18 protein-coding genes and 2 pseudogenes are annotated in these 24,109 nt (G+C 60.9%); 11 read left to right on the top strand and 9 right to left on the bottom strand.

Translation table 11 applies throughout. The annotated features are described in order from the left end of the window. Positions 1–202, bottom strand: a pseudogene (locus Q8S60_RS15510) (hypothetical protein); the annotation flags it as partial. 89 nt (positions 203–291) lie between these two features. Here Q8S60_RS15510 and Q8S60_RS15505 point away from each other — a divergent pair. Together Q8S60_RS15505 and Q8S60_RS15500 are read left to right on the top strand one after the other, a co-directional pair. Next, positions 292–870 (top strand): TetR/AcrR family transcriptional regulator, encoded by a 579-nt coding sequence (locus Q8S60_RS15505; RefSeq protein WP_305277390.1) that lies wholly within the window; start codon positions 292–294, stop codon positions 868–870. Between the two features lie 97 nt (positions 871–967). Next, on the top strand, positions 968–1,660 hold the full coding sequence (locus Q8S60_RS15500; protein ID WP_305277391.1) for a flavodoxin family protein: 693 nt from the start codon (positions 968–970) through the stop codon (positions 1,658–1,660). Positions 1,661–1,702: 42 nt separating this feature from the next. On the opposite strand, the gene Q8S60_RS15495 is transcribed toward Q8S60_RS15500, so the two are convergent. Beyond that, complete coding sequence (locus Q8S60_RS15495; protein WP_305277392.1) at positions 1,703–2,644, bottom strand: homocysteine S-methyltransferase family protein; 942 nt, start codon at positions 2,642–2,644, stop codon at positions 1,703–1,705. Positions 2,645–2,811: 167 nt separating this feature from the next. Here Q8S60_RS15495 and Q8S60_RS15490 point away from each other — a divergent pair, with 167 nt between their 5' ends. Further along, entirely contained in the window at positions 2,812–3,786 is a 975-nt protein-coding gene (locus tag Q8S60_RS15490) for an AraC family transcriptional regulator (protein WP_305277393.1), read from the top strand. A gap of 139 nt (positions 3,787–3,925) precedes the next feature. On the opposite strand, the gene Q8S60_RS15485 is transcribed toward Q8S60_RS15490, so the two are convergent. Then, positions 3,926–7,120 (bottom strand): Eco57I restriction-modification methylase domain-containing protein, encoded by a 3,195-nt coding sequence (locus Q8S60_RS15485; RefSeq protein WP_305277394.1) that lies wholly within the window; start codon positions 7,118–7,120, stop codon positions 3,926–3,928. Positions 7,121–7,420: 300 nt separating this feature from the next. On the opposite strand from Q8S60_RS15485, the gene rarD reads away from it, so the two are divergent. Next, positions 7,421–8,362 (top strand): EamA family transporter RarD, encoded by a 942-nt coding sequence (rarD, locus tag Q8S60_RS15480; RefSeq protein WP_305277395.1) that lies wholly within the window; start codon positions 7,421–7,423, stop codon positions 8,360–8,362. Positions 8,363–8,470: 108 nt separating this feature from the next. On the opposite strand, the gene Q8S60_RS15475 is transcribed toward rarD, so the two are convergent. After that, positions 8,471–9,019 (bottom strand): TIGR00730 family Rossman fold protein, encoded by a 549-nt coding sequence (locus tag Q8S60_RS15475; RefSeq protein WP_305668705.1) that lies wholly within the window; start codon positions 9,017–9,019, stop codon positions 8,471–8,473. Positions 9,020–9,163: 144 nt separating this feature from the next. On the opposite strand from Q8S60_RS15475, the gene Q8S60_RS15470 reads away from it, so the two are divergent. The 4 genes from Q8S60_RS15470 (at position 9,164) to pssA (ending at position 13,896) form a co-directional block, all read left to right on the top strand. Further along, a complete protein-coding gene (locus tag Q8S60_RS15470; RefSeq protein ID WP_305277397.1) occupies positions 9,164–10,132 on the top strand; it encodes a LysM peptidoglycan-binding domain-containing protein in 969 nt (322 codons plus the stop codon). A 156-nt stretch (positions 10,133–10,288) separates the two neighbouring features. Continuing rightward, entirely contained in the window at positions 10,289–12,232 is a 1,944-nt protein-coding gene (locus tag Q8S60_RS15465) for an ABC transporter ATP-binding protein/permease (protein ID WP_370867287.1), read from the top strand. A 72-nt stretch (positions 12,233–12,304) separates the two neighbouring features. Continuing rightward, complete coding sequence (locus Q8S60_RS15460; RefSeq protein ID WP_305277398.1) at positions 12,305–12,985, top strand: phosphatidylserine decarboxylase; 681 nt, start codon at positions 12,305–12,307, stop codon at positions 12,983–12,985. A 47-nt stretch (positions 12,986–13,032) separates the two neighbouring features. Further along, positions 13,033–13,896: a CDP-diacylglycerol--serine O-phosphatidyltransferase gene (gene pssA, locus Q8S60_RS15455; RefSeq protein WP_305277399.1), complete on the top strand. Its 864-nt coding sequence runs from the start codon at positions 13,033–13,035 to the stop codon at positions 13,894–13,896. Positions 13,897–13,905: 9 nt separating this feature from the next. Here the strand turns inward: pssA and Q8S60_RS15450 are convergent, their stop codons facing one another. Together Q8S60_RS15450 and Q8S60_RS15445 are read right to left on the bottom strand one after the other, a co-directional pair. Further along, positions 13,906–14,040 carry a hypothetical protein gene (locus Q8S60_RS15450; RefSeq protein ID WP_305668704.1) on the bottom strand — a complete coding sequence of 45 codons (135 nt, stop codon included), beginning with the start codon at positions 14,038–14,040 and terminating at the stop codon, positions 13,906–13,908. Positions 14,041–14,110: 70 nt separating this feature from the next. Next, positions 14,111–15,430: a class I SAM-dependent methyltransferase gene (locus tag Q8S60_RS15445; RefSeq protein ID WP_305277401.1), complete on the bottom strand. Its 1,320-nt coding sequence runs from the start codon at positions 15,428–15,430 to the stop codon at positions 14,111–14,113. A gap of 254 nt (positions 15,431–15,684) precedes the next feature. On the opposite strand from Q8S60_RS15445, the gene Q8S60_RS15440 reads away from it, so the two are divergent. Both Q8S60_RS15440 and Q8S60_RS15435 read left to right on the top strand, forming a co-directional pair. Further along, complete coding sequence (locus Q8S60_RS15440; RefSeq protein WP_305277402.1) at positions 15,685–17,982, top strand: RND family transporter; 2,298 nt, start codon at positions 15,685–15,687, stop codon at positions 17,980–17,982. Between the two features lie 265 nt (positions 17,983–18,247). Next, a complete protein-coding gene (locus Q8S60_RS15435) occupies positions 18,248–19,555 on the top strand; it encodes a class I SAM-dependent methyltransferase (protein WP_305277403.1) in 1,308 nt (435 codons plus the stop codon). 9 nt (positions 19,556–19,564) lie between these two features. Here Q8S60_RS15435 and Q8S60_RS15430 read toward each other — a convergent pair whose 3' ends face one another. The 3 genes from Q8S60_RS15430 to Q8S60_RS15420 form a co-directional block, all read right to left on the bottom strand. After that, positions 19,565–21,073, bottom strand: a complete 1,509-nt coding sequence (locus Q8S60_RS15430) for a HAMP domain-containing sensor histidine kinase (protein WP_305277404.1) — start codon at positions 21,071–21,073, stop codon at positions 19,565–19,567. A gap of 154 nt (positions 21,074–21,227) precedes the next feature. Beyond that, positions 21,228–22,034: an undecaprenyl-diphosphate phosphatase gene (locus tag Q8S60_RS15425; RefSeq protein WP_305277405.1), complete on the bottom strand. Its 807-nt coding sequence runs from the start codon at positions 22,032–22,034 to the stop codon at positions 21,228–21,230. Positions 22,035–22,161: 127 nt separating this feature from the next. Further along, positions 22,162–23,403, bottom strand: coding sequence for a Glu/Leu/Phe/Val dehydrogenase (locus tag Q8S60_RS15420; RefSeq protein WP_305668703.1), 1,242 nt, complete (start codon positions 23,401–23,403; stop codon positions 22,162–22,164). A gap of 193 nt (positions 23,404–23,596) precedes the next feature. Here Q8S60_RS15420 and Q8S60_RS15415 point away from each other — a divergent pair. Continuing rightward, positions 23,597–24,109 (top strand): annotated as a pseudogene (locus Q8S60_RS15415) (hypothetical protein); the annotation flags it as partial.

The raw sequence follows: 24,109 nt of genomic DNA, 5'->3' as shown, positions 1-24,109 counted from the left end.
CCGCCGTCCCGAAAAACGCCGCGAAGAATGCCGGATTGATCACCACCACATTGATGGATTGCATCGCCGCAATCCCCTCATGCGGCGCGAGCTTCCCGAGCGCCCCCATGATGAAACTCGAAAACCCGTAAAAGATTCCGGCCACAATGCCGCTCCCCAGCGCGGCCAGCAGCGTCAGCAGCAGAAGGAATGAACTGGTCATGGGCGCGCCTCCCGGCTCTGGCATTTTTCCCTGTTCCGCATGATATAAGAAGCCCGGAACACAGTCTTCAGCGCACCGATGGGACGATCATGGCAAGGCCCCGCAGTTTCGACACCGATGAAGTGCTGAATGCCGCCATGCAGGTCTTCTGGAAGAAGGGCTACACTGCCACTTCTCTCGACGGCATCACGGAAGCGACCGGCGTCAACAAGCCGAGCCTCTACGCCGCCTTCGGTGACAAGTCCTCTCTCTTCCAGCACGTGCTGAAGCGCTACCACGCCATGCTGCTCGCCTACATGAAGGCATCGCTCGCCGAAGACCCGCCGCGCGACAGCATCCGCAAATGGTTCCTGAGTTTCCTCCCCTCCTGCGCGGGCGCCGCGGCCAAGGGGTGTCTCTCTGTCAACACGACGCTGGAGGCCGCGAGCGTCGATGAGGAAGTCGTGAAGGCCGTCGAAGCGTTCGACAGGCGCGAGGAAGCGCTCCTCGAGGCGGCAATCCGGCGTGGCGTGAAGTTCGGCGATTTCTCGAAGAACATCGATCCGAAATCGGCCGCGCTTCATCTCATGGCAGCGCAGAAAGGCTTCCTCGTCCTTGCCCGTGCGCATCCCTCACCCGCAAACACGCGCCGCGCCATGGAGCAGGCGCTCTCCGCACTGGACCGCTGATCCCGGACAAATGAACACCCGGCGATTTTTGTCCCTTGACGTTCCTTCGACCAATATGTACTTACGAGTACATAATGACCAACGCAGGAAAAACGCCATGGCAAAGATCGCAGTCGTCTATCACTCGGGAGGAAATCGCACCGGCCGTCAGGCCGAGGCCATTGCGCGCGGCTGTGCGTCGGTGCCCGGCGTTGAGGTAGCTGTCTATCCGCTTTCCGCCGATCAGGTCGGGCCGGACATGCGCTGGCGCGACAGGCAGATGATGGAGGAACTGAAGGAAGTGGACGGCATCCTCTTCGGCAGCGTCACCTATTTCGGAACCGTCTCCGCCGTCTTCAAGGCCTTCCTCGAAGGCACCTTCGGCCTCTGGTACGATCAGTCATTCAAGGACAAATGGGCCGGCGGCTTTACCAATTCCGGTTCCTTCAACGGCGACAAGCAGGTCACTCTGATGATGCTTCTCACCTACGCCGCCCAGATGGGCATGTTCTGGGTGCCGATGGGCGATCATCCGGGTGCCAATCACGCCGAAGCCCCACAGGACGACATAAACCGCCTCGGCGCCTTCCTTGGGCCGATGGCGATGAGTGAACCGGACAGCGACCCGAACCGGTTCCCGACGCCAGGCGACATCCTGACCGCCGAACGCTACGGCGAACGCTTCGCTTCCGTCGTCCGCCACTGGACCCGCGAAGGAAACTACGTCACCCCGCGCGCTGTGGACGCGGCCGCAACCGCCGCCCTCAAAAAAGCGGGCGTTAGCGCAAGCGAGGCATTCCTGACATCGTGATCGAATCCGGCGGGGCCGCGCCTCGGCGGCCCCGCTCCTGTCTTACGCCGCTTCGAGACAAGCCGAAGAAATCGCCTCGATATGCCGGTGGTCGGTGCCGCAGCAGCCGCCCAGAACATTGATCTGCGGAAACCGCGCCCGCAAATCGCGGTACTGCTGGCCAAGTTCCTGCGGATTGCCGGAATCGAGCACTTCCGCCTCGTCGAGTTCCGCATGGCTGCAGCGCGATGCATTGGCGCGGATGCCGCCGATCCGCTTCACCCATTCGCCTTTCAGCACGGCATTGAAATGGTCCGGGTGCGCGCAGTTGATCATGTAGTAGGCGGGATAGCGCCCCGTCGCGGCGTCCACGGCGGCAATCGCATCGCCCAGCCGGTCGCCGGCGGGCAGCGTCCCGTCCGTCTCCACCGTGAAGGAGATCGCGACAGGAAGCCCCGCCGCCTTCGCGGCGCGCGCCACGCCGATGGCCTCGTTGACGTTCGTCATGGTGATCGCCGTCGCCATGTCAGCGCCTTCCTCCGCATAGAGACGGATCTGTCGCGCGTGATAGGCCTCCGCTTCCTCCGGGCTCATGATCCGTCCGGCCTCGTAGCCGTCGCCGCGCGGGCCGACACAGCCGCTGATGACCATGGGAGAGGAGGGCGTCTCGAATTCCTCGCGCAATTCATGCATCAGCCTGAGCGCCACGCGGTTCGCCGCGTCCAGCGCCTCCGGTGTATAGCCGAGCTTCTGGCCCCAGTCCGGGCTCGCGCGCCAGGTCGGGCTTTCGAGAATGAAGCCGGTGCGGGCATCCCGCGCGATTTTCGCATGGCGGCGGAAATAGGTGCGCAACCCCTCCGTCCCCGCCTGATCCTGCAACAGGTGGAAAGCGGCGAAATAGGGCAGTTCGAACCCGTCCTCGAAAATCAGCGTGGTTTCGATTCCGGCATCGGAGAGAAACAATCCGCCATTCAGTTGAGGCAGGCGATTTCTGTATTTTGTCATGGTAGAACCTTTTCGTTCAGAAGGGGGGCGTGCTAAATCGCGCTCCGTCCATTCCGGCTGGCGGCTGCGTTTCGCGGTCGGGCGGAATTTATGCGCGGTCGGTCCCGGCGGTAATGCGTGAGACGCCGTATCGTTTGACCGATCCGCCGAATTTCCGGGGTAGGCAGATGGACCCTCTGTCGGACGTCCTGCGCTCGATGCGTCTCACGGGCGGCATTTTTCTCGAGGCGGAGTTCACGGCTCCCTGGTGCATCGTGTCGCGCGTGGAGCCGGACGATTGCGCCCCCTTCGGCTATGTGCCGCGCAACCTCATCGCTTACCACTATGTCGAGGAGGGCGAGCTTCTGCTCCAGCTCGACGGGTACCCGGACCTCACGGCACGGCGCGGCGAGATACTGCTCCTGCCGCAAAACCATCCGCACGTTCTGGCAAGCGGCCCGGGCATCGCGGTCGCCCATTCCCACGATCTCGTCCTGCCCGCGCCCGATGGTGGCCTCGCTCGCATCGTCCACGGCGGCGGCGGCGCGCGGACGCGCATCGTCTGCGGCTTTCTCGGCAATGAAACGCCGGGCGACACGCTTCTTTCCTTCCTTCCGCCCGTGCTTCGTCTCGACGTCCCGGAGGATCACACCGGCGAATGGATCGAGAGCACCTTCCGCTTCGCGTCCGCCGCGCTTGCGGGCGGTGGCGACCGTTCGGCCGTGGTGCTTGGCCGCCTTGCCGAACTTCTGTTCGAGGAGGCAGTCCATCGTCATGTCGCCTCGCTCCCGGAAGGGGAAAAAGGATGGCTCGCCGCCCTGCGCGATCCCACCATCGGCCGTGCGCTCGCGCTCCTTCACGGGCGGCTCGACCGTCCCTGGACGACGGATGCCCTTGCAGGTGAGGTCGGCCTGTCGCGTTCCGCCTTCGCCTCCCGCTTCACCGAGCTGATCGGCGACCCGCCCATGCGCTATCTCGGCAAATGGCGCATGCAGCTCGCCGCGCGCCGCCTCTCCGACACGCCGGACTCGATTGCGCGCATCGCCTTCGACGCCGGCTACGAATCCGAAGCCGCCTTCAGCCGCGCCTTCAAACGCAGCTTCGGCACGCCCCCCGCCACCTGGCGCCGCGAAAATGCCCGTCCGGAAACGGCCAGGGATTGAGCGCAGCGGGTCCAGGGTATTTCTGCTCGATGCGGGATTCTACTACGCCGACCCGAAACCTTACCGTCATGACCCGGCTTGTCCGGGTCATACACGTCTTTCCTTTCTCTCTCGTACCTGGAAAGCGAAGAAATCAGGATCACGTCTGCACGGCGCTCTCCAGCAGCGAGATTTCATCGGGAGTCAGGTCGAAGAGGTCGTAAACGATGCTGTCGATCTCCGCCTCGCATCGCGCGATCTCGGCAGTCAGCCGGATGATTTCGGCGCGGTCGCGCGCCATCCATTCCTCCCAGGCGGTGCGCTCCGCCAACGGAATATCCGTCTTGAAAACCTTCTTCACCTCGGTCCGGAAGGCGGCGAAGTCGGGTAGGGTCCACCATTCCTGAAGCCTAGTTGTCAGCTTGGACTTGCGGCCCGACGGGCAGAGATCGGGAATCCGGCGGACGAAGGCCGTTTGCAGCTCCAAGCGCAATTGTGCATTTGCTTGAGCATTATCCGTCAGACGGCTTAGTGCGGATCGATGCTCACTGGAAGTATTTGGAATTGGCACGGTATCAACATAGTGAGCTCTCAACTCGCGAGAACCCCCAATAACTTGGGGCGCAATGTTAACGAGGATAAACCAGATAACATTTGAACCAAGCAACGCCGCCAGCCATCTATCATCCGTGGGTATGACGTAACCTTTATCATTTGGCAGTGAGTCGTCGTCCGCATAGAAGAAGTACCGACGATTGAAGTGCGCTAGAAAAATTCTGGGCTTAAGGTACCTCTCGCCGTATGCTTCTTGAGCCTGCTGCAGTTCGAACCATTGTTGTTTGGTCGCCCGCTTCTCCAGTTTTCCTTTAAACGGAAGTAGCCAATCTCGAATGGCCGGATAGTCGTCAATCTTGATCCGGTTCTTGGGAATGTAGATCAGCCACAATCCGCGCGGCTCGGCACGCCAGCGTTTCAGATCTTTGCCTTCAAGGAAGGGTTTCAGCAGTTCGATGGACCGCGGGTCTTCGGCGCACAGCCGCTCTTTCGTGGGCGTGTCGATCACGAAAGCTTCGTTAAGCCCAGTCTTGATGCCGTAGAGCGGTGATCCATAAACCTCTCTGAGTGTCTTTTTGTTTTTCGTGATTTTATCGCGAAGTGCCCGCTGGTGGGAGCCTTCCAACTTCCAAGGCGTCTCTGACAGCTGGTCTTGAGAAAATTCTGACTTCTCAGATTGGTATTGCACAAAGAAATTGTCAGACGATATTCTCTCCACGTCCCAATATGAAAGGGAGTGGCCGACAGGGTTTGGCCACCTTTGCATTGTGACTATCATTGGTAACGTTGCAACACCCTCAAAGATTTGGATATCGCCGAAGTTAACAAGATTCTCTATCTTCGAATTGTCCAATAGATACTTACGAAGTGATGTCGCAGCTTTTGTGTTTAAGAACGTCGAGTTGCATACGTATCCAAGTCGTCCGCCTTGCTTCAGCAAGCGCAAGCCACGTTCGAAGAAATAAAAATAAAGATCGGCGCGTCCCGCAACGACCTCGTATCGCCTTTCAAGATAAGGCTTGAGTGCCTTCAGAAGCTCCATTCGCACATAGGGCGGATTGCCGAGAACCACGTCGAAGCCGCCTTCGGCAAAAACCTCCGGAAAAGCGGTTTCCCATGTGAAGGCATGATCGAGATAGGCAAAATTGCTGTCTTCGATTAGGCTGTCACCCACCCGCAGATTGGCGTCCAGACTGTCCAGCACCTTGCCGCGACGGGCGGTCTTGATCCACAGGGACAGCTTGGCGATCTCGATGCTTTCATCATTCACATCGACGCCGAAAAGATTGTTGGTCAGGATTTCGCTGTCGGGTAAATAGTCCAGCAAATCGCCGTAGTGCTCGACCTTTGGCACTAATTCTTTGATCTTTTCGTTCGTGCGGATCAGTTCGGCCTTCAGGAAATCGAAAGCCATGATGAGGAACACGCCCGATCCGCAGGCGGGATCGACGATACGCAGCGTCTTGAGGCGATCCCGATAGGCTTGCCAGGCTTCAAGTTCGGCTGACCTTCTGCGCCACTTGATTTCTTCGTAGTCGGAAAGATCGGTTCCGGTCTTTGCATGCGCGCGTAGAATGTCGGTGAAGATTTCGTTGAGATGTGCGCCCAGCGTTTCGGCCACGATGAAGCGGGCGATGTAGTCGGGCGTATAGACCACGCCATCGCGCTTGCGCCGCCCTGTCGTGCCGGAAATCTTTTCCGGCTCCTGCTCTTCGCCTCGCGCAAACGCCTGAAGTCGTTCGACGTCTGCGATGGACTGCTCGAAGATATGGCCCAGAACGGTGACGGAGACTTCGGAGGCAAAATCGTAGCCGCCCAGTGCCTTGAAGTCCTCGCAAATTGCGTCGGACAGAACGAGCTTGTCGATGCGTTCGTCCGGTTGAAACAATCCTCCATTATAGCGCGGTATCTTCAGGTCTTCGCTGCCTTGATCGATGGCGTTGAACAATCCTTTGAAGTTTTCCCAGATCGGACGGGGATTGTACCGGTCGCGGGCGCTGAAGGCGTTCTCGAGCGTGTTATCGGGAAGCAGATATGTATCTTCGGCGAAGGCGACGAACAGCACGCGGTCGAGAATCTTTTGCGCAACGGCGATGGCATCGAGCCGTTCGATATCCGCATCGGCATCCTGCACCGCACCGATCAGTTTCCCGCGCAACGTGCTGTAGTCGACATAGAGCTTGTTGGTGATGTCCTTGTCTTCGGCGCGGCTTTCCTTCAGTAAATCGAGCGTGCGGCCCGACAGCAGATTGTCCGCTGAAAGCAACAGCATGAACCGCGCGTATTCCTCGGGTTCGGTCAGGCGGGCGAGCTGGAAGGTTTCATAGGCGGCCGTGCCTTCACCAAAACCATAAAGCCGCAATTCGATATAGTTGCAGACGAGCACCCATTTCACGCCCCGGGCGTTCATGGCGTATTCCCACGCCTGCTGCACCGGGCTTTTGCTGCGTCCCGGCATGATCGCGTCGAGGTCACGAGTGTCGGCGCCCTTCAGTTCGAACGGCGCGAGGATTTCAGGTGTCTTTCCGCCAAATCGCCCGAGGGCCAGATCGACACTGCCCCGCAAGATGGCCTGTTCGGTCGCAACGGTGTAGTAGGCGCCTGCCGTGGGACCCCGGTACCCGAGGACGCCTTCGATGAGCTTCGATGTGAACTCGCCGTAGAGTGCCTTTTCTTTCAGGTCGTAAATTCGACCGGTTGCAATCATCTCGGCCCACGCCTCCAGCGCGGCGGCATGATCGGCGGGCACGGATACGCTCTGTACGTATCGCTTCAGCGTCTTTCTGTTGAAAAGGTTCATCCGCCTGCTGCTAAGCTAATAGAATAAGAGCCATGCCACTCTTGTCGCCGACGGTCGACTCAGGCGGTCAATCGGCGCAATGATGGCCCGTCAGGTATGCCCGGCAAAGCATTGAATGGCGTCCTTGTGTGAAAAAAAAGGTCGTCTTGTTTCTCCCCGCCACCTGGCGTCGTGAAAATGCGCGGCCGGAAACGGCCAGGGATTGAGCGCATCGGGTCAAATCCCGTCTCCCAAAATCCCTCGAACAGGTCTATAGCTCTGGCCCGCCGTCCCGGCACCTCAAGAACGGGAACCTGCACCATGCAGCAAACACCCGCAGCCAGACCCTCTCCCCATAGCGAAGCCGCCCTCGGCGCCGCGGCGGCGGGGCTCGGCTATCTGCTCTGGGGCGTTTCCGTCATCTTCTACAAGCAGCTTGTCGAGGTGCCGCCCTTCGAGGTTCTGGCGCACCGATCCGTCTGGAGCGTCGTCCTCGTCCTCGCCGTCATTCTCCTTCTGCGGCGCGGCCCGGAACTTCTGACGCTCTTCCGCGACCGCCGCACCATGCTGACGCTTGTGGGTACCGCGCTCCTCATCGGTTCCAACTGGTTCGTCTTCATCTATTCGATCAACGAGCAGCGCATCCTCGAAACGAGTCTCGGCTATTACATCAATCCGCTGATGAGCGTGCTGCTCGGCGTGGCCTTTCTCGGCGAGCGCCTGTCGCGGCCGCAGATATTCGCGGTCGCGCTCGCCTTTGTCGGCGTCCTCTATTTCACTGTCGCGCTCGGCACGCTGCCCTGGATTTCGCTCTACCTCGCGATCACCTTCGCGGCCTATGGCTATCTGCGGAAGGTGACGAAGACCGGCCCGCTCGAAGGTCTCTTCGTCGAGGTTGCCGTACTGCTGCCGCTCGCGCTCGCCTATCTCTGGTGGCTGTCCGGTCATGGCGGCACCAGCCTCGCCAATCAAGGCTGGCACATCTGGATGTTCCTTGTACTGACGGGTCCGATGACCGCCGTGCCACTCCTCCTCTTCACCTTCGGCGCTCAGCGCATTCGCCTCGCCACATTGGGCCTGATGCAGTATCTCGCGCCGACGACGCAGTTCTTCGTCGCCGTCTTTCTCTATGGCGAGCCGCTTATGCCCGCCCAGATCGTCACTTTCGGGCTCATCTGGATCGGACTGGGGATATTCAGCGCGGATACCTGGCGCCGCGAGCGCGAATTGAGACGTCTCGCCGCCCTCGCAAACCGGGGATAAGAATTTTTCCAGACGCGCGAGACCCGCCCAAACCGGGGACAAGAAATTTGCGGCCGCGCGCAAATTTCATTTGTGACAGATCGTTGACAGTTCGATGACAGACGCCCTCTAGAGCGATGCCTCGACCCTCGGAATGATGTCCTCCACGCGGTCCACCACCGAGTAGATGCGGCGGATATCCGACCGCGCGAAACCCGCCTTGATGATGTGGTCGAGCAGTTCGATCAGCGGGTCCCAGAAGCCGTTTATGTTCGCGATGACAATGGGATAGCTGTGCCGTCCGAGCTGCGCCCAGGTCAGCATCTCGATCGTTTCCTCGACCGTCCCGACGCCGCCGGGCAGGGCCACGAAGCCCTGGGATCGCTCGAACATGAGCTGCTTTCGCGCATGCATGCTCTCGGTCACGATCAGTTCCGTCACTTCCTTGAATTCGACTTCGATCTCCGTCAGGAATTTCGGAATGATTCCAGTGACTTTGCCGTCTTTCGCGAGCACCGCCCGCGCCACCGCGCCCATCACGCCGACACCGCCGCCGCCGTAAACCAGTTCGACATTCGAACGCGCCATCATGTGTCCGAAGCGCTCCGCCTCGGCCATGAACAAGGGGTCCTTGCCGGTGCTGGAACCGCAATAAACGCAAAGACTTGTAAGCTTCATCGTTGTCCGGCTTTCCGCATTTTTCGGTCGCTGTTTCACGCGCGAGGTTTCACATTGGTGCCGCAATTGCAAGCTACGCGATAAGCTGTAGATGGGGCAGTTGGCTTGTGCCGTTTCGGCACGGTATCGGGGAAGGTAGAACAAATGAAAATCGGGGCGATTGTGGGCGCTTTTGTGGTCGCGCTCATTCTTCTCGTCGGCGGCTACTGGTTTTTCTTTCGCGGCGACACGGGGCCGGCACCAGCCGAAATCGTCAGCGAATCCGCCACTCCCGCCGATGCGGGCGCGGCGGACGAGGCGGCCGATCCTTCCATCCCGACCTTCGACATTGTCCGCGTCGAGCGCGACGGTTCGGCGCTCGCCGCCGGCCGCTCGCTCCCCGGCGCCCGCATCCAGTTGAAGGCCAACGGCGAAGTCGTCGCCGAAACCACGGCCGACGAGCGCGGCGAATGGGTCGCCGTGCTCGAAGAGCCTTTGAAACCGGGCACGATCGAGCTTCGCCTCACCGCCAGCAATCCGGACGGCAGCGTGAAGGACAGCCTCCAGGTCGTCACCGTCAACGTCCCCGAAGACACGAGCAAACCCGCCCTCGTCGTCCGCAGCGAACCCGGCAAGGCAAGCACCGTGCTGCAAGGCCCGGGCGTCCCGGCCGATGCCGGCAGCCTCGTCCTCGAAACCGTCGACTACGACGAAAAGGGCAACGTCATCGTCTCCGGCCGCGCCGATCCGGGCTCGAAGGTCCGTGTCTATGTTGGCGGCGATCCGGTCGGCGAAGCGACGGCGAATGAATCCGGCCGCTGGGAACTCCGCCCCGAAACCGATATCGCCCCCGGCCAATACGCGCTCCGCGTAGACCAGATCGACGAGGAAGGCCGTGTCGTCGGCCGCGTCGAAGTACCCTTCGAAAGGGGGGAGGCCGCCGCCGTTCTCGCCGCCCTCCGGGACGGCAAGGTCGTCATCCAGCCGGGCAACAACCTCTGGAACATCGCCCGTGGCCTCTATGGTTCCGGCTTCAGCTACACCGTCATCTACGAAGCCAACAAGAGCCAGATCCGCGACCCGAACCTCATCTATCCCGGCCAGGTCTTCGAAACGCCCGGTTTGGACCGCTAGGGGACTGAAAGACAACATTGTCCCCGGCCCAATAAGGCTTATTTAAAGTAGGGAATGACGCCCCGTCCGGGCTTCCGGATGGGGCGTTGCCTTATGCAATATGCGTTACCGCTCAGAGCCTTGTGCGGAATCGCGAAACCGGAGACCCTGCGTCTCATGTCACCACATATGAAGCCAGCCTCGCACGGCGGCCCCGATCCGGTAACCGGTGGGGCCTTCACGCCGCCCCGCCGCCACTGGCGGACGCTCGCCGCCATGCTGCCCCGGCTCTGGCCGGAGGGGCGGACGGATTTGCGCGTCCGCGTCGTCGCGGCAATGGTGGCACTCGTCGCGGCCAAGGGCGTCACGGTATACGTGCCCTTCATCTACAAGGAAGCCGTCGACCGCCTCACGCCGGAAACCGTGGCCGCCGCCGCTGTCATCGTGCCGGTGATGCTGATCCTCGCCTATGGCGTCGGCCGCATCATGATGGTGGCGCTGGCGCAGTTGCGCGACGCGATCTTCGCGAAGGTTGGACAAAACGCGGTTCGCGAACTCGCCGTCGAAACCTTCCGCCATCTGCATGCATTGTCGCTCCGCTTCCACCTCGAGCGGCGCACCGGCGGCCTCTCCCGCGTCATCGAGCGCGGCACCAAGGGCGTCGATTTCCTGCTGCGCTTTTCGCTCTTCAACATCGTGCCGACCATCATCGAGCTCGGCCTCGTCTGCGTCATCCTCGCTTACGCATTCGACATCCGCTACGCCCTTGTCACCGGCGTGACGGTCATCGTCTACATCGCCTTCACATTCGTCGTGACGGAGTGGCGCACGCGCTTCCGCCGCGAGATGAATGATCTCGATACGGAGGCGAACACCAAAGCGGTCGACAGTCTGCTGAACTATGAAACCGTGAAATATTTCGGCAATGAGGAACACGAGACGCGCCGCTTCGACCGCTCGATGATCGGCTACGAGCGTGCCGCGATCAAAACCGCAACCTCCTTGTCCCTGCTGAACACCGGCCAGACGCTTATCTTCAGCGGCGGCCTGACCGCGCTGATGCTGATGGCGGCGCAGGGCATTGCCGAAGGCGTCCTCACCATCGGCTCCTTCGTGATGATCAACGCTTATCTGATCCAGCTCTACCAGCCCCTCAATCTTCTGGGCACGGTCTACCGCGAAATCCGTCAGGCGCTGATCGACATGGAGACGATGTTCGACCTGCTGCAGATCCCCGCCGAGATCGAGGATGCGCCGGGCGCGGCCCCGCTCCATGTGGCGGGCGGCGAGCTGGTCTTCGAGAACGTGACCTTCTTCTACGATCCCGACCGTCGCATTCTCGACGATGTCTCCTTCCGTATTCCCGCGGGGCGCACGCTTGCGATCGTCGGTCCTTCCGGCGCCGGAAAGTCGACCATCGCGCGCATCCTCTTTCGCTTCTATGACATCTCGCAAGGCAGCGTGCGCATCGACGGCCAGGACATTCGTGACGTGAAGCAGGACTCGCTCCGCGCCGCCATCGGCATGGTTCCGCAGGACACAGTCCTCTTCAACGACACGATCCGCTACAACATCCGCTACGGCCGTCCCGACGCTACGGATGCCGAAGTGGAAGCGGCGGCTGACCTTGCGCGTATCGGCTCCTTCATCGAGCGCCTCCCCAAAGGCTATGAAACCCGCGTCGGGGAGCGGGGGCTCAAGCTTTCGGGCGGCGAAAAGCAGCGCGTCGCCATCGCCCGCACGATCCTGAAGAACCCGCCGATCCTGCTCCTCGACGAGGCGACATCCGCCCTCGACACGCATACGGAAAAGGAAATACAGGCGGCCCTGAAGGGCATATCGCAAGACCGGACGACGCTCATCATCGCCCACCGCCTTTCCACGGTGGTGGATGCAGACGAAATCCTCGTCCTCGAGCATGGCTGCGTCGTGGAGCGGGGCAGGCACGAAACGCTGCTGGCGCTCGGCGGTGCCTATGCCGCCATGTGGAACCGTCAACGCGAGGACGCCGCCGCCCGTGACGCGGAAGACGGAGGGCTGGAAGCCGGCCTTGGCGATGAGACTGCGACCGAAGGTCTCCCCAATATCGCACCCATTCCCGCCGATCCCGGTTATGCTTAACCCCGGCCGCGCGGCGGGTTACACTCCGGCCCGCGTACCGATCCCAGAATTGTGAAACCCGAGAAAGCCGATATGGACAGCCTGACTTCGATTTTGACGCCAATTCACAGGGAAGGGCACCGCTTTGCGATCATCTTCGCCGCGGTCACGGTCGTTCTTTTCCTGATCTGGAATCCGCTCGGCTGGATTGGCGTCATACTGACGCTCTGGTGCCTCTACTTCTTCCGCGATCCGGACCGGGTCACGCCCTCGCGCGAAGGGCTGGTCATTGCCCCGGCCGATGGCGTCGTGAACCTCATCACGGAAGCGTCGCCGCCGGAAGAACTCGGTCTTGGCGACATGGTGCGCACCCGTGTGAGCATCTTCATGAACGTCTTCAACTGTCATGTGAACCGTGCGCCGGTCGCAGGCACGGTGAAACGCGTCGCCTACCGCCCGGGCCTCTTTCTGAATGCCGATCTCGACAAGGCGAGCGACGCAAACGAGCGGAACTCGCTCCTCATCGAGAGGGCGGATGGCGAGCAGGTCGTCGTCGTGCAGATTGCGGGCCTTGTCGCCCGGCGCATCGTCTGCGACGTGACCGAGGGACACGACCTCACGGCGGGAGAACGCTTCGGTATCATACGTTTCGGCAGCCGCCTCGATGTCTACCTGCCGCTCGGCGCCATTCCGCTTGTCGCCGTCGGGCAGACGGCGATCGGCGGCGAAACGGTTCTGGCGGATTCGATTTCGGTCCAGCCGCACCATGTGTAACCTGCCACGGGATTGTCTTCCGTGGTTCGAATGAAAGGCTGACGCAAATGGCCGGCCCCATTCCACCGTTTGAGCCCCGTCCCGGTCCGGGCTACCGGACGCGCGACAATGCCCGGCTGCGCCGGTCGCGGCATTTTACGCAACTACCTGTTCGGACCATCATCCCGAACGCGCTGACGGTGCTTGCCCTCTGCGCCGGATTGACCGCCATTCGCTTCGCCATCGAAGGCCGCTTCGAGGCTGCGGTGGTTGCGATCATCATCGCCTCGGTCTTCGATGCGCTGGACGGCCGCATCGCCCGAATGCTGCAAGGCTCGACGCGCTTCGGAGCGGAACTCGACTCGCTCACGGACTTCGTGAACTTCGGTGTCGCGCCGGTTGTCGTTCTCTATCTCTGGTCGTTGGGAGAAATCGGCGGCATCGGCTGGATCGCCGTCCTCGGCTTCGCGGTGTGCTGCGCCCTGCGTCTCGCGCGCTTCAACGTGGCACTGGAGGATCCGGACAAGCCGGTATGGGCCGGAAACTATTTCGTCGGAGTGCCTGCACCGGCCGCCGCCGGTCTGGTCATGCTGCCGCTCTATCTGTCTTTCATCGGCGTAACATGGCTGAAGGAAGTGCCGCTGCTGATTGCCATCCATGCGCTGGCAATTGCTTTCCTGATGGTGAGCCGCATACCGACATTTTCAGGCAAGCGCATGGGCCTGCGCATTCGCCGTGACATGGTACTTCCGATCCTGTTGCTGGTAGGTCTCGGCGCCGCGGTCATTCTCAGCTACCCGTGGATCGCCTTCACGGGGCTTTGCGCGCTCTATCTGCTGTCCATCCCTGCGGCCACCATGCGCTATCGCTATCACATGCGGCGCACGGCGGCCGAACCTCAGCCGGATACGGACAACATCGGGGTAAAATAAAAGCCGGCGTCAGCTCTCGGTGGACTTGCCGGAGCTTTTGGCCGGCGTCTCCGTGTGAGCCTCGTCGAGCTTGCTGAGCACATGCCGCCGCAATGTCCCGGAAGCGTCGAGTATCGGTTCGACGCGCCGGCGTGCTTCTGTCATCTGCATAGCGGTCTCCGGCATTTGCCACTCCGTCGGCCGTGCCTCGGGTCCGGCCGCGTCTTTCGCTGTTTTACTCATCGGTCCACTGGACCTCATCCGGTTCGCCTTCGTCCGTCTGGTTCGTCGACGACGGCGCACGAACCGCATGTATATGAACGAGGCGAAGCTGTCCTGGTTCCAGTGCCCGGCTCCGTGCAAGCCAGACATTGCCTTCGCGCATCAAGGTGGTGACCGTTTCCGGCGGAAGTTTGGCGTTTTGCAGGCAATCATGGAGCTGGCGCCAGCCGGACTGAATAAGCGGCAGATAGGCTGACGTCAGGTCGGTCAATCTTTCCAATTTGTAATCTTGCGCCGCGAGCGCCGCCCGATACTCCGCTTCCGTCCATGGATGTGCGGTGTGCTCTTCCGCGATGCGCCACGCGGCAACCGCTTCGTCTTCCCCCACCGCCGTGCCGACCCCGTCGGCAAGCACGAAATCGGTGAGGACCAGCGATCCGCCATCGCTCAGCGCAGACCGAAGCAGTGCCAGCATGCCTTCCTTGTCCTCGACGGCGAACATCGCCTCGCGCATGAAGATGGCGGCATGTCCGCCCGCGGGTTCGAAATCATCCGAACCAAGTCCCTCCGGTCCGACTGCACGCACCGGCGCCGTCGCGCCCATGCCTGCCTGTTCCGAAATCGATTGTGCGGCGGCGGCGAGCTCCTGGTCCGCCTCGATGCCGTAAATGGTCGCGCTGCAGGCCTTCGCAACGGCGCGCATGCCACCTCCCAACCCTGGCGCGAGATCGAGATAGCGTCCCGTCGGCATGAGGGACACGGGTGCTGCAACACGGAGTGCGAACGAGGCGCCGCCGGGCAAGCTGAAGCCGTCGCCCCAGAGTTTTTGGATCAGTTCGACGCGGCCTAGAGGCGGCAAGGGTTCTTCGATGGCAGGTGGTGCGGGCGCGGGCGCCGGTACCGGCTTCGATGCCTTCGGTTGCGGGGCCGTCTTTTTCGGCTTTCTGCGTTTGACGCCCTTGGCGCGGGCGACGTCGTCGGTCTCCATGCCTTCCCACCAGGCAATGACGCGCAACAACATTTCCGTCCATAACCCCGGCTCGCGACTGCCGGCTTTTTTCTTCTTGGTCTTGCCGCTGTCGGCGGCGCCTTTCCCGGAGCGGGCGCTGGAATTGCCGGCCTCCGCTTCGCCGCCGGGCCGTTTGCTGGGATTCTCGGCGAGGTATTTCTCAAGCGCCGAACGGTGGGGCGCGCTCAGCTTCCGCATGCGGCGAAAGCGTACGATCCCTTCCGCGGACATTTGTTCCAGGGCCGCCGTGAATACGGCAACAGGCATCGCCTGCAGTTCATCGCTGCCGACAGTTGCCAGATTGACGAGCGGCGAAGTGCTCATGTCCGGTGCCGTGTTTCCCCCGGCGGAGCTGCATCGTCGTAGCCCTCTCCCCGCCTGTTGCGTTGGGCATGCCTGTCCGAGCGCCATGGCGCGAACACAGCCCAACATCCTTAATGACACAGGCAGCGTTAATTCCTGGTTTCCGCCCGCCGGAGACATTTGTTAAGGACCCGTAAACTCACTTTCCTTTCGGATCGGAATCCCGCAAGTTACCTCCGCGCTGGATGGAGTTAAGGGTGGGGCGGCGCCGTTAAATGCGTAAATCGATTAATCCGGCCTTGCGTTTTCCTCGCACGACGATCGCGTTGTGTCTGATGATCTTCGCTGCGGCGGCGCTCGGCGTCTTTCAGTTCAAGCTGTCCTACGACACGCGCGTCTTCTTCAATCCGGAAGGCCAGGACATCGCGACGTTGCGCGGGTTCGAGGCCAAATACGGCCAGAACAATGACCTGCTCATGGTCGTCTGGGCCGACGGCCGCAAAGTCACCGAACCGGATGTCCTCGCCGCCATGGGCGAGCTCGTATCGCGAGCGTGGCAATTGCCACACTCGACCCGCGTCAACGGCCTGACGAACTTTCCACATGTCGAAGCGGGCACCGACAGCTTCTCCGTCGCGGATTTGGTGCCGGATCCTGGCCGCGTCACTGACGCCGAGGCCCGAGAAATCGAGCGGATAGCGCTGGCCGACCCTTTGCTCCTGAACCGTCTTGTCGCAGCCGACGGCCGGGCGGCAGGCGTCGTAGTCAATTTCAACTTGCCACCGGAAGCGTCCACGGAAGTCAGGGAGATCATTGCGGCGGCCCGTGCGCTCGCCGCCGACTTCGAGGCGGCATATCCCGGCATTGAAGTGAAGTTGACCGGCAACGTCATGCTGATGGGCACCTTTTCCGAAGCCGCCATGAACGATGTGATGGTGCTGATCCCGATCAGCCTCATCGTCACCTCGCTCGTGATGTTCGCGTTTGTGCGCGCCGTCCTGCCCAGTATCGGCATTCTCTCGCTGCTCGGCCTGTCCAGCGTCGCCGCGATGGGAGCGGCTGGCTGGTACGGTTATGAGATCAACACGGCAACGGTCGCCTGTCCCGTCATCATCATGACGGTGAATATGGCCGCCGCCGTCAGGATCGTGACGACGGCAATGAGCGCGCTCGGCCGCGGCCTCACTCGTCAGGAGGCTATTGCCGAAGCGGTTGCAATGAACCTTTGGCCCGTCACCCTTACCAACGCGACGACGATGATCGGCTTTCTCGCGATGAATCTCGCCGATGCGCCACCGTTGCGCCAGCAGGGAAACATCGTCGTGGCGGGCATCGTCTTCGCTTATATTTTCACGTTCACGTGGCTCCCCGCCATTCTCTCGTTGATGCCGCTTCGGCCAGCCGTGCAACGGTCGGAACGTGTGATGATAGCGCTCGGGCATTTCGTAAACCGCTACTACAGGCAACTATTCTTCCTCTGCGGTGCCATTGTCTTTTCCTGCGCCATCTGGTTGGGCAACATCCGCCTCGACGACGATTTCGCGCGCTATTTCGATCCGCGATTCGACTATCGGCAGGACTCCGACTTCGCAGAAGAACGCCTGACAGGGCTGAATATCGTCGAGTTCGACGTTGGCGCGGGGGAAGAAGGCGGCGTTTTCGAGCCGGCTTACCAGGAGCGGCTCGCGGCCTTCGAGGCGTGGCTGCGGAGCCAGCCCGGCGTCGTCAGCGTGGCGGCGATTTCCGATGTGACGTCGCGCGTGCACGAAGCCATGAATGCCGGCCGAACGACATACGGCGCAGTGCCGCGCGACCGAGAAACCATCGCTCAGTATTTTCTGCTCTACGAACTCTCGCTGCCCTTCGGCATGTCGCTTAACGACCAGATCAACGTAAGCAGGTCTTCGAGCCGCGTTACGGTCATTCTGCGACACATGACGTCAAGACAGATCAGGGAGTTCAACGACCGGGCAACCGCCTGGCTGGCCGACAATGCGCCGCCGGAAATGCAAACGCGCGGCATCGGGCTCAATGTCCTCTTCGCCAATCTTTCCGGCGTCAACATCAGTTCCATGATGCTGGCGACGCTCGTATCGGTGCTGGCGATTGCAGTGGTGGTGGGGCTCGCGCTTCGCAGTACGGGCTACGGCGTGCTGAGCATTTTCCTCAACATGCTGCCGTCCCTTGTCGGTTTCGGCCTTTGGGGGCTTCTGTATCAGGACATCGGTCTTGCAGCCTCTGTGGTGACCGCCATGACGATCGGTCTTGTGGTCGACGACACGATCTACTTCCTCCTGATTTATCAGCGGGCGCGGAAGGACGGTCTCGATCCCGAACAGGCGATCAACCATGTCTTCGCCACCGTCGGCGTCGCCATGCTGGTGATTACCGCCTCCCTGGCGGTTGGCTTCGGCACGCTGGCCTTTTCCGGCTTCGAGGTGAACCGCTCGCTCGGTGCGATGACGGCACTCGTCATCTTGTCGAACCTTTTCATCGACTGGTTAATGCTGCCGCCGGTCATGAGGATCATGGAAAACAGCCGCGCTCGTGCGGCTGCCCGCCGTCTATCGTAGATTCACGGTTGTGGAATTCTTGTAAAAGTGCCCATTAACTAATTGTTAGGGTTTGTAATTCCTTAAAGCTTGTGATTCTTTAGGGGCTCTTGTGTGTGCGTAAAATAGGGTGGGGCCAGTGATCCGAACCTACGAGCAGCTTACAGGCGCTCAGGGGCGCCGAATGTTCTATCGGGCCGAAAGATTCCGGCCGGAACAGCTCTTTCGAGAGGAAATTCCGGCGGTTTTCATAGGAAACGAGCAGACTGCGCTCAAAAATCTCAGCATGACCGGCATAGCCGTCCAGAGCTCCCGTCTCGACGGCTGGGACGAGCGGATCGGGTCGGAAATCCCCCTGGAGTTTCGGGTGGGAGACGCCCGGCTCTTCGGCGGTGCGGGATGTATCAAGCGGGTCGAAACCCAGGGATTGAGGACCGTGGTCGGGCTGGAGTTCACCTCCGGCTATCTCGACATTCCCAATATCGTGAGCGAGCACGACAACCTGGTGCTGGCCCAGTCCTTGGCGGACCCGGCTTTCGCGACTTCGGAAGGCATTTTACCGGAGTTTCTGCAGCTCTGTACCGAGATCGTCAATACGTTCCGCTCCTACAAGAGCCTTCTGGAGAACTACGAGGCGCGCCTGACTGCGACCGGCGCGGAGCGTGAAAAACTCCTGCTGGAAGCGCTCATTGCCTGCGAGGACCGCATTGTCCCGCAATGGAAGGAGCTCTGGTATCGAGGCAACGACATCCTCGCACCTGTCTGGCGCGATCCCATCACTCTTGCGCGGCACAAGAGATACGCCGAGCGCGTTCTGACGCCGGACTTCATGCCGGGCGCCGTGATGAAGAGATGTTACGAAAAGCCGCTGGGTTATCCCGGTGACTTTCAGATCATGAACTACGTGTATGAATGGGGCCGTGTCGGCAACACGCCCTATGAAAAGTTGTTGCATCGCATCGGCATCGAAACCGGCGCATGCGTCGGTACGCGATTGCGGATGACGCAGAAGCTCATCGCCGCGCGCATAGCCGAAGAAGCGGGCGACACGCCTATCAACATTGCCAATCTCGGGTGCGGTTCGGCCTATGAGGTCTATGACTATCTGAAAATAGGTCACCTGCCGCGGCCGGTGAATTTCACCCTGATCGATCAGGACGACCGGGCCCTGACGCATGCCTATGAGCATGCCTACCCGGAAGTTGTGCGCCATGCGGGCCGCGCAAAGGTCCAATGTCTGCAGGCGTCGTTCGCGCAACTTCTGAAAGCGGGCGCTCTCTTCCGTGCTTTGCCGCCGCAAGATGTGATCTACAGCCTGGGCCTCTACGACTACCTGTCTGCAAGGCGTGCGCGCGCACTGACGCACGACCTCTATGCGCAGGTGAAGCCTGGCGGCAAGCTGATCCTCGCCAACGTGAAGAAGGGCCGGGAAAGCTGCGAGTGGCCGCTGGAATTCGTTACGGACTGGAGTCTGATCTACCGTACCGAGGAAGACATGCTGGCCCTCATCGAAGGCCTCGATGTCGAAAATGTGGCTGTCGAAGTGGATGCGACCAAGTGCATCTATCTGATGGTAGTGGACAAGCCGGCTTGATCTGAACCGTTAACTCGCCTGCCACTGCAGGTCGACAGGTTGCGGCGCGATGAAGCGGCTCTTGGGGAAGGTGGCGCGAGCGACGGTGCCTTCCCCGACCACGCTTTCGATATCCACCGAGCCGCCATGCAGGTTCATGATCTTGCGCACCAGGGGCAGGCCGAGACCAGTGCCTTGCTGCGTCCGCGACATTGCATCCTCGACCTGGACGAAGGGCTCGAAAATGCGTGCGGTGTCGGACGCCTTGATGCCGATGCCGGTATCTCTCACGGCCAGCACCATGTCTCCGGTCGGGCTCAGGCCAAGCTCGACCGAGACCTGCCCCTCCTCCGGCGTGAACTTGAGCGCATTGGATGTGAGGTTGATCGCGACCTGGTTGAATAGACGCGGGTCGGCGATGATCCAAGGAATATCGTCTCGCACGCGAAAGCTTAGTTCGACGCCGAGTTCGGAGGCGCGCTGGCGGAACATGCGCATGGTGCTGTTAAGGGCTTCGACAGGATCGATCGGCTCTTCTTCGAGTTGCAGTTTACCGGCCTCGGCCTTCGAGATGTCGAGGATGTCGTTGATGATGCTCAGGAGATGAGCGCCGCTGGAGCGTATGTCGCTCGCGTAGTCGACATACTTCGGCTGACCGACGGGACCGAACATCTGATTTGAAATGATCTCCGAAAAGCCGATGATCGCGTTCAGCGGCGTGCGAAGCTCATGGCTCATGATGGCCAGGAAATCGTTCTTCGCCCTGTTGGCTGCTTCCGAGCGGCTCAAAAGCCGTTCCGACCGGCGCTGCTCGAAGCGCAGCTTCTCATTGTCGATGAAATTGCGGCGGAGATGGTACTCCTGCACGTAGTTCACGAACATGCTGACGCCGACGCCGAAGATCAGGAAGACGTTGTTGTTGATGAATACATTTGTCGGGATCGGATTGACGAACAGGACGACATATTCATAGGCGGCGCACGCCATCGTCGACATCAGGATCGAGTAGTAGTAGCGCAACCGCCAAAGGCAGTTGACATAGCTGAGAATGATCAGAACGCCAGCATAGTAAAGGTAGTTGCCCGGGGTATCCGCGATCGCGATCATCGCAACGACGGCAAGTGCCGGAATGCCCATGGCCAGCGACAACAACGCCTGGTGCCGGTAGGAAAAGCCGGGCAGATATGAGATGGCCACGATGGCCAGCAGCAACGGGCAGGCCACACCAATGCGGATCGCCCAGGCTTCGGTTGCGACCTCGGGAATGATGTACGGATCGAAAACCGCATAGAGAGCGAAGATCACCGCACCGAGGGCGATGGAAAGCCGCGTCAGCCCGATATGCCGCTCGAAGTTCTGGACGTTGTACCGATGCTCGACGTCCGCTTGCCGGAAGCGCAGGCTGAGAGGGTTGAGCGCGAAGTTCGTAGACTGCTCCAGCGGCGCATGGTCGACGGCATCGTGCCGGCTCGGGCGCGCTCCGCCGCCGTGCCGCTCAGGTTCTTCCGAACCTTCGGCCAGATATTTTGCTTCCGCCATGTACAACCGAACGTCCGAAGAAATACTTTGGGCGTAGAGCGTTCAGGCTAGCAGTTAAACCTATAATGCTTGGTTAAATGGGAGTTAGCCGCCATTTTTTACACCGAACTGACGGCATTTCATCCCGGATTGGCACTTCGGAAGAGCCGAAAATTCATCCTCTCATAAGAAAATACGCGAGCAGGATGCTGCCGAACACGATCCGGTACCAGCCGAAGATCGTGAACCCGTGGTGGCTGACGAAATTTACAAGCCATCGAACGACAAGCAGTGCCGATATGAATGCTGCCGCGAAGCCCGCCGCAATAATGTGAGCGTCGCTCGGATTGATAAGGTGCCACGTTTCCCGCAGGCTTACCGCAGAGGCACCGAGCATCACCGGTATCGCGAGGAAGAACGAGAATTCAGCCGCCGTCTTTCGCTCGACGCCGACAAGCAGCGCTCCGAGGATGGTGGCGCCGGACCTCGATACGCCCGGCACGAGCGCCAGGCACTGGAACAGGCCGATCTTCAGTGCCGTCCGCATGGAGAGTGTTTCGACCGAAGTGATACGCGTCTCCAGATGCAGCCTCTCGACGAGGATGATCGCGATGCCCCCGAGGATCAGGGCCGCACACACGACATAAGGTGTGAAGAGAACTTCCACGATGAAGTCGTGATAGAGCACACCGACAAGTCCGGCGGGAACGATTGCCACCAAAGTCGCGCCAATGAAGTTGCGCGCGCCCGCGTCGTGCGGTGCGTCAAGCACCACACGCGTCAGCCGGCCGCTATAGAGAACGCATATCGCGAGAATCGCCCCGAGTTGGATGACAACCTCGAACACTTTTCCCGGCACGCTGGAAAAACCGAGAAGGTCCCCCACGATGATGAGATGCCCGGTCGACGAGATCGGCAGGAATTCGGAGACACCCTCGACAACGCCGAGGATGATCGCTTGCAGGAAGCTGTGCTCGTACATGTCCGATGAAGGTTCCTGCGCTGAATATGAAGATGGGCGTCCTGGCGGGGAAGTCTACCATGCCGACCGTTACATGAATCTTATGGCAGGGAAATGTCGGGTCGGCCAAGTCCGATCTTGGGGGTGCCTAGAAACCGGTCGCGTCCAGTGCTTCCTTGACCCTGCTGACGGCGATGTCGAAAGCGGCCGAACGAAGATCGAGTCCAGTTGCGTCCGCATGGTCGAAGACATCGTGGGCTGCCTTCCCGAGAATGCGCGCCAGTTCCGAATCGACCTTCTCCGGCGGCCAGACTTCGCGCTGCAAATTCTGCACCCATTCGAAATAACTGACGATGACGCCGCCGGCGTTGGCGAGAATATCGGGCACGATGACGACGCCGCGCTCCTTCAGCGTGCGGTCGGCATCGCTCGTTACAGGCCCGTTCGCACCTTCGACGATGATGCGTGCGGCGACACGCGGCGCGTTTTCGGCCGTGATGACGTTGCCCAGTGCAGCCGGCAGCAGGTAGTCACAGTCGAGTTCGAGAAGTTGTGCCGGTTTGAGCGCGTCGAGATCGTTCGCTTCGCACAATAGACCGCGTTCTTTCTTTCGCTTGATCAGAGCGTCGAGATCTACACCGTCCTCGCGGTAGACCGCGCTCCGCGAGTCGGAAACCGCAATGATCTTCATTCCAAGCTCGCACAGCGCCTGCGCCGCATGCAGCCCGACGTTACCGAAACCCTCGATTGCTACAGTCGCGCCTTTGAGTGGCTTGCCATAGCGCGTGGCATACTCCCGTATCGCGATCCCGATACCATGGCCTGTCGCCTTCTCCCGGCCGACCGAGCCACCCAGCGCGAGTGGTTTGCCCGTCACGGCGGCCGGCGAGTGTCCGTAGATCGCCGAGTATTCGCTGTGGATCCACCCCATTACCCGCGCATCGGTGCCCACATCCGGCGCCATAATGTCACTGTTCGGCCCGATCTCGCGATGAATGCGCTTGATAAATTTCCGTGTCAGCGTCTCGAGTTCGCGAACCGATAGTTTATGCGGATCGCAATCGATGCCGCCTTTGCCGCCGCCAAGCGGAATGTTGACGAGCGCCGTTTTCATGGTCATGAGCGAGGCTAGCTCCCGCACCTCTTCCATGTCGACGTTGGGGTGGTAGCGCAATCCTCCCTTGCAGGGTCCGCGTGCGCCTTGATGCTGAACGCGGTAGCCGCTGAAGATGGCCAACTCGCCATTGTCGCGGACGATAGGAATTTCGACCTTGATTTCGAGAGCCGCGAGCGAGAGAAGCGACTTCATCGAGGCGCTGTAGCCAAGGCGGGCGCAGGCGGCGTTGAGAAACGTCTCGTAAGCCGATTGCATTGAAAGTCTTGGCGTCATGCCGTCTCCATCCGTTCGCAGGCCCCGCGTTGCGGCGATTTGATGGGAAAAGGCGGATGATTTCAACCTCGAGGTCCTGCCACATTTGCGTCCCGGACATTAACGGGTGGTTCATACCCGGTTCAGGTAGCGGGTGAGAGTCTGGTCTCCATGGATGGAAGATGAGTTCCACCCAGCGAACGGAGACACCGAAATGGTGCGTCATGTAGTGAAATTTACCGGCGTGGCGACCGCCATCGCCCTGTGCCTGGGCTCGGCCGCAATCGCCGCCCCCGGCGACGACGGCAACAGGGGAGGTGGAGATCACAGGCGCGAGCGCGGGGAGCAGCGCCAGCCGCCTCAACGGCAGGCCGAGCCACCTCGCGAGCATCGGCAAGCGGATCAGCAGCGGAGCCAGCAAGAAGGGGAGCAGGACAGACAACGCCAGCAGGCTGAGCACCAACAGCGCCAGCGGGCGGAGCAACAGCAGCGCCAGCAGGCTGAGCACCAGCAGCGACAGCGCCAGCAGGGGGAACAGCAACAGCGCCAGCAGGCTGAGCACCAGCAGCGTCAGCGCCAACAGATCGAGCAACAGCAACGTCAACGCCAGCAGGCGGAACAGCAGCAGCGCCAGCAAGCTGAGTACCAGCAGCGGCGACACCAGCAGCAGGCGCAAAACCGCGACCGGCATTACCAGCCGCCGCAGGACCAGGGACGTCAATACAAT

It is taken from the genome of Parvibaculum sp. (genome assembly GCF_030694575.1).
In the GTDB taxonomy this organism is placed as follows: Bacteria; Pseudomonadota; Alphaproteobacteria; order Parvibaculales; family Parvibaculaceae; genus Parvibaculum.
Note: the sequence above shows the minus strand (reverse complement) of the source record. Positions and strands in the feature narration are given on the sequence as shown.